Source organism: Mycobacterium sp. NGS45 (genome assembly GCF_059812645.1).
The window spans coordinates 352,201-365,476 of the sequence record NZ_JCALDB010000001.1 but is presented as its reverse complement, the minus strand read 5'-3'; the positions used below and the strand labels follow the sequence as shown (position 1 = coordinate 365,476).

Here is a 13,276-nt window from a genome sequence, read left to right as displayed (position 1 = left end):
CGGCGACACCTGCAAAGCGTCGTAGCCGGAGTCCGCGGAGGGGTCTAGGTGACCAGGGCCACCGAGTTGGCCCGGCGCAGCTTGCCCGACGGCGTCTTCGGGATGGTGCCCGGTCCGAGCACCACCACGTTGCGCGGCCGGACGTCGACCTCGGCGACCACTTCGTGCGCCACCTGGCGCTCGATCCGGTGCACCTCGTCGGGGTCCTGCCAGTTGTTGGATTCCACCGCCACCGCGAAGGTCTCCCGCGAGTGGCCGGCGTCCAACCGGACCGCCACCGCACACCCGGGGCGCACACCCTCGACCCGGCCGGCGGCCCGCTCGATGTCGGTCGGGTAGATGTTGCGGCCGGCCATGATGATGACGTCCTTGACCCGGCCGCAGACCACGATGTGGCCGTTTTCCATGGTGTAGCCCAGGTCGCCGGTGTCATACCAGCCGTGCTCGTCCTGCGCCGGGATGAAGCCGCCCATCGTGGTGTGGCCCGGGGTCATCGCCTCACCGCGCAACTCGATGACACCGACCCCGCGGGCCGGCTTGGCGTTGCCGTGCTCGTCGATGATGCGGGCCTCCAGACCCTGCAGCAGCGGGCCGAGCGAGGCCAGCCGCTTGGTGTTGCCCTTGCTGGCCGGCACCGCCTGGTGCAGGGCGGCCAGCAGGTCGGCGTCGACCTCGTCGACCACCAGACCGGCGTTGCATTCCGAGAAGGACACCGCCAGCGTCGCCTCGGCCATGCCGTAGGCGGGCAGGATCGCCGACGCCTTCAGGCCGAACGGCTTGCCGGCGTCGATCAGGTCCTCGACGTCGGCCGGCTCCACCGGCTCGGCGCCGGAGAGCGCGAAACGCAGCGTGGACAAATCGAATTCGCCGGGCTTGGCCTGGCGGCGCAGCCGCTTGGCGAACAACGCATAGGCGAAGTTCGGGGCGGCGGTCATGGTGCCCTTGTACTTGTCGATCAGCCGCGCCCACAGCAGGGTGTCGCGCAGGAAGTCCATCGGGGTGACCTTGACCAGTTCTGCGCCGAAGTACATCGGCACGGTCAGGAAGCCGATCATGCCCATGTCGTGGAAGCAGGGCAGCCAACTGACCATGACGTCCTTCTCGACGTCGTACTGGGCGCCGACGAACATCGCCTCGGCGTTGGCCCACAGGTTGCGGTGCGTGATGTGCACGGCCTTGGGCGACCCGGTGGAGCCCGAGGTCAGCTGCATCAGCGCGAGGTCGTCCTCGTCGGTCTCGATCGGATCGACCGGATCGGCGGCCAGCAGCGCGTCGACGGTGAGTACCGTCAGGCCCTTCTCCTCGAGCACCGGGGCGGCGGCCATGAACGGCTCGGAGATGATGACGGCCTTGGCCTCGATCATGCCGACGACGTTCATGGTGTCCTCGGCCCACATCACCAGATCGGTCCGCGGCGTCGGCTGGTGCAGCATGGTCAGGCTGGCACCGCGCATCCACAGTCCCTGGGCGGACGGCGCGATCTCCACCGGAGCGCCGACCAGCATGCCGACCGCGTCGCCGTGGCCCACTCCGGCGGCGGCCAGGCCGCCGGCGATCCGGCGGGCCCGCTCGTGCACCTCACCCCAGGTGTGCCGGACGGGTTCGTGCGGTTCACCGGTCACCATGCCCTTCGAGCTGGTGCGGGCGTTCTCGTACATCTTGTCGGTGAACCTGCTCACGCGGACCTCCTCGGCTTCCGGAGCGGCAACGTTGTCGGTGTCCAGGGGTAATGCTCCGCCTGAATTCGCAGACCAGGGCGTAGGCGCGCACACGATTGGGCTGCGGTTAGGTATCGGAATGGCCGAGCCGACGCCCCGCCGGCAGTACCGGCGGGTGTGAAAGCGTCTCCTGCGCCGACGTTACCCATCACCGCGACGATCTTAAACTCCTCTTAAGTAACTTGCCAAACCTTCGCCGAGGAGTGAGACAAATCTCTCGCGGCCGATCAGCTGGACACGATGCGCGCACCGTGCACCGGTCCGCTGGCGACCCGCACCGTGCGACACACGCCGTCCCCGGCCAGTTGACTACCGACGTCGACCGCGGATGACTCCGACGCGCACAGGAACGCCACCGTCGGCCCCGACCCGGACACCATCCCGGCCAGCGCGCCCGCCTCGGTGCCGGCTCGCAGCGTGCGCCGCAGGCTCGGATCCAGGCTCAACGCCGCCGGCTGCAGATCGTTGCCCAGCAGCGGCGCCAGCTGCGCGGGATCACCGGTGGCCAGCGCGGCCAACACCGGTTCGGCGTCGTCGAGCCGCGGCGGGTTGCCCACCTCGCGCAACCGGTCGATCTCGGCGAACACCTTCGGTGTCGACAGTCCCCGGCTGGCGAAGCCGAGCACCCAGTGGAAGGTGTTGCGGGACAGCACGGTGGCCAACTCCTCGCCGCGGCCGGTGCCCAGCGCGGTGCCGCCGTGCAGCGCGAACGGCACATCGCTGCCCAGTTCGGCAGCCAGTGCGTGCAGGTCCCGGCGCGGCACGCCCTGCTCCCACAGCTCGTTCATCGCCACCAGCACGGCTGCGGCGTCGGCGCTGCCACCAGCCATGCCACCGGAGACCGGGATCGACTTCTCGATCGTGATGGCGACGTCGGGTGAGCGGCCGACATGGTCGGCGAACAGCTGGGCGGCCTGCCAGGCCAGGTTGCGCTCGTCGACCGGCACCACGCCGGCGCCCTCGCCGATCAGGTCCAGCGACATCACGTCCGCGGTGCGGACCGTGACCTCGTCGAATAGGGACACGGTGTGAAAGACCGTGGTCAACTCGTGGAAGCCGTCGGGTCGCAGGTCCCCCACCGCGAGGTACAAGTTCACCTTGCCGGGTACCCGCACGGTCACCGACCCAGTCGGCACCCACTCGGCTGCGGCGCTGCCGTCGGATGCGATCACCGGAGAAGAGTAAGCCACTTCCGGTGAGCACGGGGCAGACCAGGGCGCCCGCGCGCGGCATACCCTGTCGACGTGCCCGGCAGCACTGAGGATTACGGCGGTCACGTCATCGAACGTGTCATCGGCCGCGGCGGCAGCGCCACGGTGTACCTGGCCCGCGGCGACTCGCTGCGCCCGGTTGCGTTGAAGGTGCTACATCCCGAGCATCGCGACGACGACGGCGTGGCCCGGCTGCACCGGGAGTTCAAGTTCGCCCGACGGGTGCGGCACCGCCACGTCGTCGAAGTCCATCAGCTCGGGCCGTTCTGGCTGACCATGCAGTTCATCGACGGTGGCGACATCGGGTCACTGCCCACCCGGGAGCATCAGGTGCAGGCGCTACACCAGATCGCGGCCGCGCTCGACCATGCCCATCGGCTCGGCGTGGTGCACTGTGACGTCGCCCCGGACAACATCCTGGTGCACAGCGCGTTCCACGACGGCGGCGCGGTGCTCACCGATTTCGGCGAGGCACACTCGCTGGCCGAAGAGATGGCCGCTCGGTTGGCCCGGGGCCGGCATTGGATTTCGCTGGATCCGGCCCGCCGACCCCGCTCACCCGAACGCGAACCCGAGATCCGCGCGACCTTGCCCTACGCGCCGCCGGAGATCCTGCTGGGCCAGATGCCCTCGGCGGCCGGCGACCAGTACGGCCTGGCGGCCACCGCGGTGGCGGTGCTCAGCGCCGCGCCGCCGTTCAACGGCGCCACCCCGGGCCACCTGGTCGACGCGATCCTGGATCAGCCGCCGCCGGCGATATCGGTTCGCGGGCACGCAATCCCGCGCGCGGTGGATCCGGTGATCAGCCGTGCCCTGGCCAAGGATCCGGCACAACGGTTCGAGTCCTGCGCACAGTTCGTGGCAGCCTTACAAGCTGCGCTCGGCGCCCCCGGCGACTAGACCGCGGCGGTGGGCTCGGCGGTGTCGCCGGCCTCGCCGGGCTCCTCGGAACGCTGGTAGAGCCGCACGAAATCGGCGATGCCCAGCGTTTCGCCGCGGCGCGCCGGGTCGATGCTGGCGGCCAGCAGTCGGCGGGCCGACTCGTTGCCGGAACCGGCCCACTGGGCGAACGCATTGCGAGACGTCTTGCGGCGCTGTGCAAAGGCGATGTCGATCAACTCGAAGACCCGATCCCGGAACGCCTTGTCGGTAGGCCACGGCGAACTGGGATAACGGTCGATGCGCACCAGACCGGAATAGACCCGCGGAACCGGCCAGAACACCGTCGGCGACACCAGACCGTGCCGGGTCACCTTGCCGTAGAACCGCGCCTTGACGCTGGGCACGCCGTATTCCTTGCCGCCCGGTTCGGCCGCCAGCCGCTCGGCCACCTCGGCCTGCACCATCACCAACACGGTCGTGATCGATCCGAACTCGGCCAGCACGTGCAGCAGCGCCGGCACCGCGATGTTGTAGGGCAGATTGGCCACCAGCGCCGTCGGTTCGGCGTCCAGGTCGGAGCGGCGGATGGTCAAGATGTCGCGGAGCAACACCTGGAACCGGTTGATCTCACTGTTGGAGTGCTCGGCAATGGTCTGCGGAAGCCGTTGCGCCAAAACCGGATCGACTTCGACGGCGGTGACGTGCGCACCCTTGTCCAGCAGCGCCAAAGTCAGCGACCCCAACCCGGGGCCCACCTCGATGACGTGGTCGGAACGGGTGATACCCGAGGCGGCCACGATCCGGCGCACCGTGTTGGCATCGTGAACGAAGTTCTGGCCCAACGATTTACGTGGCCGGAAGTCGAGTTCTTTCGCCAGATGCCTGATCTCGGTTCGCCCGAGCAGCCGAATCGTCAGCGCACACCGATCCTGGAGCTGCACGTCGGCCACGCGCCCCAGCCTTGCCGGGCGCGGGTCACTTCGGCGATGGCGATCTGCTCTTCACGGGTGGCCAGATCGGCGCGGGCCGCGTACCGCAGCCCGCCCTGACGCTCCCAGGTGTTCTGGTCGAACTGCACGCCACCGTAGTAACCGTTGCCGGTGTTGATCGCCCAGTTGCCGCCCGACTCACACTGCGCCAACGAATCCCAGGCGCCCGGATTGGTCACCGGCGGCACCTCGGTGCCCGGCTTGGCGCCCACCCGCAGCACCGAATCGACGGCCGGGGTGATCACCACGTTGGACACCGGCAGTCGGCCGGTCTCCACACCGTTGACCTTCGACACCGCGAAGGTGACGTCCTGGGTGCCGGGGGTGCCCGGGTCCTCGACGATCTTGCGGCTCATGTTCAGTTCCGGGTCCTCGATGCGCTGCGCGTTGGGCTCCAGCGGCAGCCGCTCGGTGACCTTTTCCACCCGAATCCGGGTGACCTGCACCTGCATGCCGGCGACCACCGGGCTGGATGCGGCGGGCACCACCTGGTCGGCGCCTTCCAGCGGCGCCCCGGCGGCCTCCAGCAGCGCCCCGACGTTCGGGGCGGCCAGCCGCACGGTGGAGACCGCTCCACCGTCGTTGATCTGAACGGTCTTGGCGCTCACCACCGGCAGCGCCATGCCCTCCAGCGGCACCCGGCTGGCGCGCGAGGCCGCGGCCGGGGCGGTGTCGGTCATCTTGAGCTGGGCCAGCGCCTCGTCGACGGTGGAGGCCGTGGTCCACACCTTCTGGGTGTCCTGGCCGTCCAGGGTCACGTCGAGCGGCCGGCTGCGCTTGAGCACGATGGTCTGGGCGTCCTGCACGCTCTGATCGGCGGCCGGGAACAGGTCGTCCCGGTCGCTGACCGAGAAGCCGTTCTCTTCGACGACGTCGATGACCCGGGACTTCATCGTGGTCACCGTCACCGGTGTGCCGTCGACCGCCAGTGTGACGGTCTTGTGCGAGCTCACGGCGTAGCCGCCGGCGCAGCCCAGGGTCAGCAGCGTTGCGGCGACCAGACCCCGCAGCACCGGCGACCGCGACTGATGAAGTTTGGTAACAGCGTTCACGTCAAGAATCCCAAGCGTCAGCTCGACGGGCTGAGCCCGCAATCGGCACGAATAATCACAAGACGGTAACGAACCGGCGTGGGGAGCGGCAACTCGTAGATGTCCCGAGCGCGCTGGTTCTAGTCCCCGACCCGTCGCTGGGCACCGTCCGTCTGGCCTAGACCGTACACCCGGCGGGCGTTTGCTGCCGAAACCGCAGCAAGCTCGGCCGGGGGCCGCTCGGTCAGCTCGGCGAGTGCGCGCACGGTGTAGGGCAGGCAGTACGGCTGGTTCGGGGCGCCGCGGTACGGATGCGGGGTCAGGAACGGCGCATCGGTCTCGACCAGCAGCTGCTGATCGGGTATGAGCCGGGCCGCAGCATGCAACTCCTTGGCGTTGCGGAAGCTCACAGTGCCCGACAGGCTCAGGTACCAGCCGGCATCGATGCAGGTCCGCGCCATGTCCGGACCCGAGGAAAAGCAGTGGAAGATCACCGTCTCGGGTGCGCCCTCGGCCCACAGCACGTCGAGCACCTCGGCGTCGGCGTCCCGATTGTGGATCATCAGCGGTTTGCCCAACCGCTTGGCCAAATCGATGTGCCAGGCGAATGCCGCACGCTGCTGGGCCGGTTCGGCGCAGCCGTCGAGTCGGCCCGGCCAGTACATGTCCATCCCGGATTCGCCGACCGCCACCACCCGCGGCTGACCAGCCAACTTCTCCAGCGTCGCCATGGCGTCGTCGTCGAGCGCGTTCGCGCGGGTCGGGTGCAGTGCCACGGCGGCGTACACCCGGTCGTCCCACTGGGCGGCAGCAGCCGCCCACCGAGCCGCCGCCAGATCGTCGGCTATGGTGACCACGGCTTGTACCCCCACCGATTCGGCCCGATCCAGGATCTGCCGGACGTCGTCTGCGTCATCGGCGCCGCAGGCATCCAGGTGGGTGTGCGCGTCGATCAAGGGAGCCAGAGGTTCTGGCAACGGCGGTGGCGGACGTTTGGAGCTCACAGCCACACAATAAAGTTGTAGGTCAGATGAGCCAGCCTTACTACGTCACGACAGCAATCGCGTACCCGAACGGAACACCTCACGTCGGGCACGCGTACGAGTACATCGCGACCGACGCGATCGCTCGTTTCAAGCGCCTCGACGGGTACGACGTGCGCTTCCTGACCGGCACCGACGTGCACGGTTTGAAGATGGCGCAAACCGCCGAGGCGCAGGGGCTGGCCACCGCGGAACTGGCACGGCGCAACTCCGATGTCTTCCAGGCCTTGCAGGAACGCTTCGGGGTGTCCTTCGACCGGTTCATCCGCACCTCGGATCCCGATCACTTCGAGGCGTCCCAGGAGTTGTGGCGGCGGATGTTCGCAAACGGCGACATCTACCTGGACACCTATGCCGGTTGGTACTCGGTGCGTGACGAGGCCTACTTCGCCGAGTCCGAGACCCGGGTCGGCGAGGACGGCGTGCGGGTGGCCATCGATACCGGCGCGCCGGTGACCTGGACCGAGGAACAGACCTACTTCTTCCGGTTGTCGGCCTACACCGACCGACTGCTCGCGCATTACCAAGCGCACCCGGAGTTCATCGGGCCTGATGCCCGGCGCAACGAGGTGATCAGCTTCGTTTCCGGCGGGCTGAAGGACTTCTCGATCTCCCGAACCTCGTTCGACTGGGGCGTCCCCGTTCCCGAGCACCCCGACCACGTGATGTACGTGTGGGTGGACGCGCTGACCAACTACCTGACCGGCGTCGGCTTCCCCGACGTCGACACCGAGGCCTTCCGCCGGTACTGGCCGGCCGATCTGCACATGATCGGCAAGGACATCATCCGGTTCCACACCGTGTACTGGCCGGCGTTCCTGATGTCGGCCGGAATCGAGTTGCCCCGCCGGATCTTTGCGCACGGATTCGTGTTCAACCGGGGCGAGAAGATGAGCAAGTCGGTGGGCAACGTGGTCGATCCGATCGCACTCGCCGACGCGTTCGGTGTGGACGCGGTGCGCTACTTCCTGCTCCGCGAGGTGCCGTTCGGCCAGGACGGCAGTTACAGCGAAGAGGCCATCATCAACCGGATCAACGCCGATCTGGCCAACGAACTGGGCAACCTGGCGCAGCGGTCACTGTCGATGGTGGCCAAGAACCTCGACGGCGTGGTGCCCGAGCCCGGTCCGTTCACCGCGGCCGACGAAGAGCTGCTGGCGCAGGCCGATGCGTTGCTGGACCAGAACCGCACCCACTTCGAGAACCAAGCGATGCACCTTGGGCTGGAAGCGATTTGGCTGATGCTCGGCGCGGCCAACCGCTACTTCTCCGCACAGGAGCCCTGGGTGCTGCGCAAGTCCGAGAATCCGGCGGACCAACAGCGGTTCGCCACCGTGCTCTACACCACCATGGAAGCCGTCCGGATCGCCGCGCTGCTCACCCAGCCGGTGATGCCGAACTCGTCGGCCAAGCTGCTCGACCTGCTCGGGCAGACCGCTGACGCCCGTGACTTTGTGGCCGCCGGGAAACGCCTGGCGCCAGGCATCCGGTTGCCCGCACCGGAAGGCGTGTTCCCGCGCTATCAGGCAGAGGAAAAATGATGAATTCCAACGGATTACATGAACGACTGCATGACGTCTACGACGAGGTCACGCGACGCAACAACGGTGAGAGTGAATTCCACCAAGCGGTTTATGAGGTACTGACCAGTCTCGGCCCGGTGGTGGCCAAGCACCCGGAGTACGCCGACACCGCGATCATCCGGCGGCTGTGCGAGCCGGAGCGCCAGATCATCTTCCGGGTGCCCTGGATCGACGACGCCGGCAACGTGCAGATCAACCGTGGCTTCCGGGTGGAGTTCAACTCCGCGCTCGGCCCGTTCAAGGGCGGCCTACGCTTCCACCCGTCGGTCTACCTGGGCATCGTGAAGTTCCTCGGGTTCGAGCAGATCTTCAAGAACTCGCTGACCGGCCTGCCGATCGGCGGCGGCAAGGGTGGCTCGGACTTCGACCCGAAGGGCCGCTCGGACGGCGAGGTGATGCGGTTCTGTCAGTCGTTCATGACCGAGCTGTACCGCCACCTCGGCGAATACACCGACGTGCCGGCCGGCGACATCGGCGTCGGCTCGCGGGAGATCGGCTACATGTTCGGCCAGTACAAGCGGATCACCAACCGCTACGAGTCCGGCGTGTTCACCGGCAAGGGCCTGACCTGGGGTGGTTCCCAGGTCCGCACCGAGGCCACCGGCTACGGCACGGTGTTCTTCCTCAAGGAGATGCTCAAGGCCGCCAACGACTCGTTCGAGGGCAAGCGGGTCGTGGTCTCCGGTGCCGGCAACGTCGCGATCTACGCGATCGAACAGATCCACCACCTCGGTGGCATCGTGGTCGCCTGTTCGGATTCCAGCGGCTACGTGGTCGACGAGAAGGGCATCGACCTCGCCCTGCTCAAGGAGATCAAAGAGGTGCGCCGCGCGCGGATCGCCGACTACGTCGACGCCCGGGCCGGTGCCGCCCACTTCATCGACAACCGGCCGGTCTGGGAAGTGCCGTGCGACATCGCCATCCCGTGCGCCACGCAGAACGAGATCAACGGCGACGAGGCCGGCTACCTGATCAAGAACGGCTGCCGGTTCGTCGCCGAGGGCGCCAACATGCCGTGTTCGCCCGGCGCGGTGAAGCAGTTCACCGAAGCCGGGGTGACGTTCGCCCCGGGCAAGGCCGCCAACGCCGGCGGGGTCGCGACCAGCGCGCTGGAGATGCAGCAGAACGCGTCCCGGGACTCCTGGACGTTCGCCGAGACCGAGCTCCGGCTGGAAGAGATCATGCGCCGGATCCACAACCGGTGCCTGTCCACCGCCGAGGAGTACGGGCAGCCGGGCAACTACGCCGCCGGGGCCAACATCGCCGGATTCATCCGGGTCGCCGATGCCATGGCCGCCCTCGGATTGGTCTGAGCAGCCGAGCCCGGGCGTGATCTAGGCCACATTCGGGCCCGGATCGTCACAAACCGGCGTTACGCGGTGTCTCGAGGGCAGGAGCCCAACGAGAGGAGACACCATGACCACGCAGAAGACTGCTCACGCCGTCGTGATCGGCGGTGGGTACGCCGGAGTGCTGGCGGCCAACCACCTGCAGAGCCAACCCGGCCTGGCGATCACCCTGGTCAACCCGCGGCCGGATTTCGTCGAACGGATCCGGCTACACCAGCTGGTCGCCGGTAACCACGACGCCACCACGCCGTACGCGCAGGTGCTCGGGCCCGGCGTGCAACTGGTGGTCGACGGTGCCGAACACATCGACGCCAAGGCCCGTCAGGTGCTGCTGACCTCGGGCTCCAGACTCGACTACGACTATCTGATCTACGCCGTCGGCAGCACCGCCGGGGTGCCGAACTCAGTGCCCGGGGCAGCCGAATTCGCCTATCCCCTTTCCGAATTCGAGCAGGCGCAGCGGCTGCGCACACGACTTCAGGACGTGCCGATGTCGGCTCCGGTGGTGGTCGTCGGTGGCGGCCTGACCGGGATCGAAGCGGCCGGCGAATTGGCCGAGCGGGGCCGACCCGTCACCCTGGTCACCGACGCACTGGGCGCGTCGCTGGGTGCCGGCGCGCGACGCTCGGTGATCAAGGCGCTGACCAAGCTGCACGTCACGATCATCGACGGACCCGACGTCCTGGTGTCCGGCGTCGAGTCCGACGCCGTCACGCTGGCCGACGGCACCCGACTGCCGGCCGCAGTCACGGTTTGGACCACCGGTTTCGGGGTGCCCGGACTGGCCGCGGCCAGCGGCCTGACCACCGACGAGATGGGCCGGCTGATCACCGACGAAACCCTGACCAGCGTCGACGACGACCGGATCATCGGCGCCGGCGACGCAGCCTCCCCGTCGGGCGTGCCGCTGCGGATGAGCTGCCAGGCCGCCGGCCCGATGGGCATCCAATCCGCCAACACCGTGCTGGCCCGGATCGCCGGCACCCAGCCCGCCTGCATCGACCAGCGGTTCACCGGGCAGTGCGTGAGCATCGGCCGCACGCACGGCACCGTGCAGATCTCGCACGCCGACGATTCGCCGCGCCGGCTGTTCATCGGGGGGCGCACCGCGGCGCTGATCAAGGAGCAGGTCTGCCGGGCCACCGTGACCTACCTGGGCAAGGAGGGCCGCAAACCGGGCGCTTACTTCTGGTTCAAGGGCGGTGACCGGGATCGCTTGATCACCGAGGCGAATGAGGAGACGCTGGTCTGATGTCGGCACCCAGCGCAGGAAACTCGACCGAGCACGCCGATCGGTTCACCCAGCTGCGGCCGTTGCTGTTCACCATTGCCTACGAGATCCTCGGCACGGCAACCGAATCCGACGACGTGCTGCAGGAGAGTTACCTGCGCTGGGCCGAGGTGGACCTGGCCACGGTGCGCGACACCAAGTCCTATCTGGCTGCACTGGTCACCCGGCAGTCGCTCAACGCACTGCGCGCGGCGGCCCGGCGTCGTGAGGACTACATCGGGCCGTGGCTGCCCGAACCGCTGCTGATCGATCAGGACGCCTCAGCCGACGTGGTGCTCGCCGAGTCGGTGTCGATGGCGATGCTGGTGGTGCTCGAGACGCTGAGCCCCGACGAACGCGCAGTGTTCGTGCTGCGCGAGGTGTTCGGCTTCGAGTACGACGAAATCGCTTCGGCGGTGGACAAGTCGACGGCTGCGGTACGCCAGATCGCGCACCGCAGCCGCGAACACGTGCGGGCGCGCCGCAAGCGGGTGGACGCCGTGGACCCCAAGACCACCGGGGAGTTGACCACCCGGTTCTTCCTGGCCGCGGCCACCGGGGATGTCGACGCGCTGATGTCGATGCTCGCACCCGACGTGGTGTGGACCGCCGACAGTGCCGGCAAGGTCAGCGCGGCGCGCCGGCCGGTGCACGGTGCCGGCAACGTCGCGCGGCTGGTGGTCGGTCTGGTGCGCCTCGGTGGGGTCGGCGGTCGGGTCGAACCCGGTTGGTACAACAACGCCCCGGCGTTCGTGCTCTACATCGGCGATCAAATGGAGGGTGTGATCCTGGTGGACGTCGTCGACGGCCTGATCACGAACTTCTACGCCATGCGCAACCCGGACAAGCTGACCGCATGGTCGGTGCCGCGCCGGCTGGCGCGGTAGCCGGCGCCCGGCATTGGGCAGCGCCGGGTCGCCTCTGCCATCCTGATGCGATGCGCGTCGACCGGCTCGGGCCCCTCGGCAGCCCCGCTGAGGTGCTGCGCGCGGTGGCGGCCGCGACCGTGCGGCTGGGCCTGGCGCCGCCGGCGGCCCTGACCGGGCAATGGTTCGGTTCCCGCGCGGTCATCGCGCCGACGCTGTCGGCCCAGGCGGTGCCGCCCGACCAGGTGTTCGGCGGCCGGCCCGGTTGTGGTCCGGTGGTCGGCGGCGGTTGGCTGGGCTTTTTGTCCTATCCCGACGCGGGCGCCGACGGTGCCGGCCCGCGGATCCCGGAGGCGGCCGGCGGCTGGACCGACTGCGTGCTGCGCTGCGCCGACGACGGCGGCTGGTTCTTCGAGAGCCTGTCCGGCGCCGCGATGCCGACCTGGTTGAGCGCGTCGCTGGCCGCCCCGGCCCGGCCGCGCCGGTGGCATGTCGACTGGACCGCACCCGATGCCGACGAGCACCGCGCCGGGGTGCTGGCATGTCTGGCCGCGATCGGCGCCGGTGAGGTGTATCAGGCCTGTATCTGCACCCAGTTCACCGGCGTCGCGGACGGCTCCAGCCTGGATTTCTTCGCCGACGCGGTGGCTGAGCTGGCTCCGGCGCGGGCGGCCTATCTGGCCGGCGAGTGGGGCGCAGTGGCCTCGCTGTCGCCGGAGACATTCCTGGTGCGGCGCGGCGCCGCAGTGACCTCGAGCCCGATCAAGGGCACGCTGCCCAAGCACGCCGACCCGGCTGCGCTGCGCAGTTCGGTCAAGGACGTCGCCGAGAACGTGATGATCGTCGACCTGGTCCGCAACGATCTGAGCCGGGTGGCCGCCACCGGTTCGGTGACGGTGCCCGAACTGCTGGCGGTGCGGCCTGCGCCCGGGGTCTGGCATCTGGTGTCGACGGTTACCGCGCAGGTCGACGAGGAGCTGCCGGCGGCCGCGCTGCTGGCGGCCACGTTCCCGCCGGCTTCGGTCACCGGGACCCCGAAACACCGCGCCCGCGAACTCCTTTCGGTCTGGGAGCCGCATCGGCGCGGCGTCTACTGCGGTGCGGTCGGACTGTCCTCGCCGTTGGCCGGCACCGAGTTGAACGTGGCCATTCGCACCGTCGAGTTCGACGCCGTCGGCAACGCGGTGCTCGGTGTGGGCGGCGGCATCACCGCCGACTCCGACCCGGAGGCGGAATGGGCCGAATGCCTGCACAAGGCGGCGCCGCTGCTGGAGCTCAGGTGTAGCGCCGAACCCGCGCGAGCAGGATCTCGGCCAATCGTTCCGGCGCGCTGA

Annotated in this window: 11 protein-coding genes; 6 read left to right on the top strand and 5 right to left on the bottom strand. The window is 68.7% G+C overall.

What is annotated here, in order from left to right; all coding sequences use genetic code 11:
* Positions 1-44: 44 nt before the first annotated feature.
* Both AC5Y3P_RS01745 and AC5Y3P_RS01740 read right to left on the bottom strand, forming a co-directional pair.
* A complete protein-coding gene (locus AC5Y3P_RS01745) occupies positions 45-1,679 on the bottom strand; it encodes a fatty acyl-AMP ligase (protein WP_500044150.1) in 1,635 nt (544 codons plus the stop codon).
* A 266-nt stretch (positions 1,680-1,945) separates the two neighbouring features.
* The gene (locus AC5Y3P_RS01740; RefSeq protein ID WP_500044149.1) at positions 1,946-2,890 is read right to left on the bottom strand and encodes a 4-(cytidine 5'-diphospho)-2-C-methyl-D-erythritol kinase; all 945 of its coding nucleotides are present in this window, start codon (positions 2,888-2,890) and stop codon (positions 1,946-1,948) included.
* 72 nt (positions 2,891-2,962) lie between these two features.
* Here AC5Y3P_RS01740 and AC5Y3P_RS01735 point away from each other — a divergent pair, with 72 nt between their 5' ends.
* Positions 2,963-3,829, top strand: coding sequence for a serine/threonine-protein kinase (locus AC5Y3P_RS01735; protein WP_500044148.1), 867 nt, complete (start codon positions 2,963-2,965; stop codon positions 3,827-3,829).
* On the opposite strand, the gene rsmA is transcribed toward AC5Y3P_RS01735, so the two are convergent.
* The 3 genes from rsmA to AC5Y3P_RS01720 all read right to left on the bottom strand — a co-directional run bounded on the left by rsmA (position 3,826) and on the right by AC5Y3P_RS01720 (position 6,835).
* Positions 3,826-4,761: a 16S rRNA (adenine(1518)-N(6)/adenine(1519)-N(6))-dimethyltransferase RsmA gene (gene rsmA / locus AC5Y3P_RS01730; protein WP_500044147.1), complete on the bottom strand. Its 936-nt coding sequence runs from the start codon at positions 4,759-4,761 to the stop codon at positions 3,826-3,828. The two genes, AC5Y3P_RS01735 and rsmA, sit on opposite strands and share 4 nt — an antisense overlap.
* Complete coding sequence (locus tag AC5Y3P_RS01725) at positions 4,725-5,852, bottom strand: resuscitation-promoting factor (protein ID WP_500044146.1); 1,128 nt, start codon at positions 5,850-5,852, stop codon at positions 4,725-4,727. Before AC5Y3P_RS01725 ends, rsmA begins: the two co-directional genes overlap by 37 nt.
* A gap of 119 nt (positions 5,853-5,971) precedes the next feature.
* On the bottom strand, positions 5,972-6,835 hold the full coding sequence (locus tag AC5Y3P_RS01720; protein WP_500044145.1) for a TatD family hydrolase: 864 nt from the start codon (positions 6,833-6,835) through the stop codon (positions 5,972-5,974).
* Positions 6,836-6,861: 26 nt separating this feature from the next.
* Here AC5Y3P_RS01720 and metG point away from each other — a divergent pair, with 26 nt between their 5' ends.
* From metG to AC5Y3P_RS01695, 5 genes are all read left to right on the top strand, one after another.
* Positions 6,862-8,415: a methionine--tRNA ligase gene (metG, locus tag AC5Y3P_RS01715; protein ID WP_500044144.1), complete on the top strand. Its 1,554-nt coding sequence runs from the start codon at positions 6,862-6,864 to the stop codon at positions 8,413-8,415.
* On the top strand, positions 8,415-9,770 hold the full coding sequence (gene gdhA / locus AC5Y3P_RS01710) for an NADP-specific glutamate dehydrogenase (RefSeq protein ID WP_500044143.1): 1,356 nt from the start codon (positions 8,415-8,417) through the stop codon (positions 9,768-9,770). Before metG ends, gdhA begins: the two co-directional genes overlap by 1 nt.
* A gap of 103 nt (positions 9,771-9,873) precedes the next feature.
* Entirely contained in the window at positions 9,874-11,058 is a 1,185-nt protein-coding gene (locus AC5Y3P_RS01705) for an NAD(P)/FAD-dependent oxidoreductase (RefSeq protein ID WP_500044142.1), read from the top strand.
* The gene (locus tag AC5Y3P_RS01700) at positions 11,058-11,963 is read left to right on the top strand and encodes an RNA polymerase sigma-70 factor (protein ID WP_500044141.1); all 906 of its coding nucleotides are present in this window, start codon (positions 11,058-11,060) and stop codon (positions 11,961-11,963) included. Before AC5Y3P_RS01705 ends, AC5Y3P_RS01700 begins: the two co-directional genes overlap by 1 nt.
* Positions 11,964-12,013: 50 nt before the next feature.
* On the top strand, positions 12,014-13,276 hold the full coding sequence (locus AC5Y3P_RS01695; RefSeq protein ID WP_500044140.1) for an aminodeoxychorismate synthase component I: 1,263 nt from the start codon (positions 12,014-12,016) through the stop codon (positions 13,274-13,276).

Excerpts from the sequence above, each read along its gene's own strand:
- AC5Y3P_RS01700 (WP_500044141.1), top strand. The coding sequence starts at position 11,058 with ATGTCGGCACCCAGCGCAGGAAACTCGACCGAGCACGCCGATCGGTTC.
- gdhA (WP_500044143.1), top strand. The coding sequence starts at position 8,415 with ATGAATTCCAACGGATTACATGAACGACTGCATGACGTCTACGACGAG.
- AC5Y3P_RS01705 (WP_500044142.1), top strand. The coding sequence starts at position 9,874 with ATGACCACGCAGAAGACTGCTCACGCCGTCGTGATCGGCGGTGGGTAC.
- metG (WP_500044144.1), top strand. The coding sequence starts at position 6,862 with ATGAGCCAGCCTTACTACGTCACGACAGCAATCGCGTACCCGAACGGA.
- AC5Y3P_RS01695 (WP_500044140.1), top strand. The coding sequence starts at position 12,014 with ATGCGCGTCGACCGGCTCGGGCCCCTCGGCAGCCCCGCTGAGGTGCTG.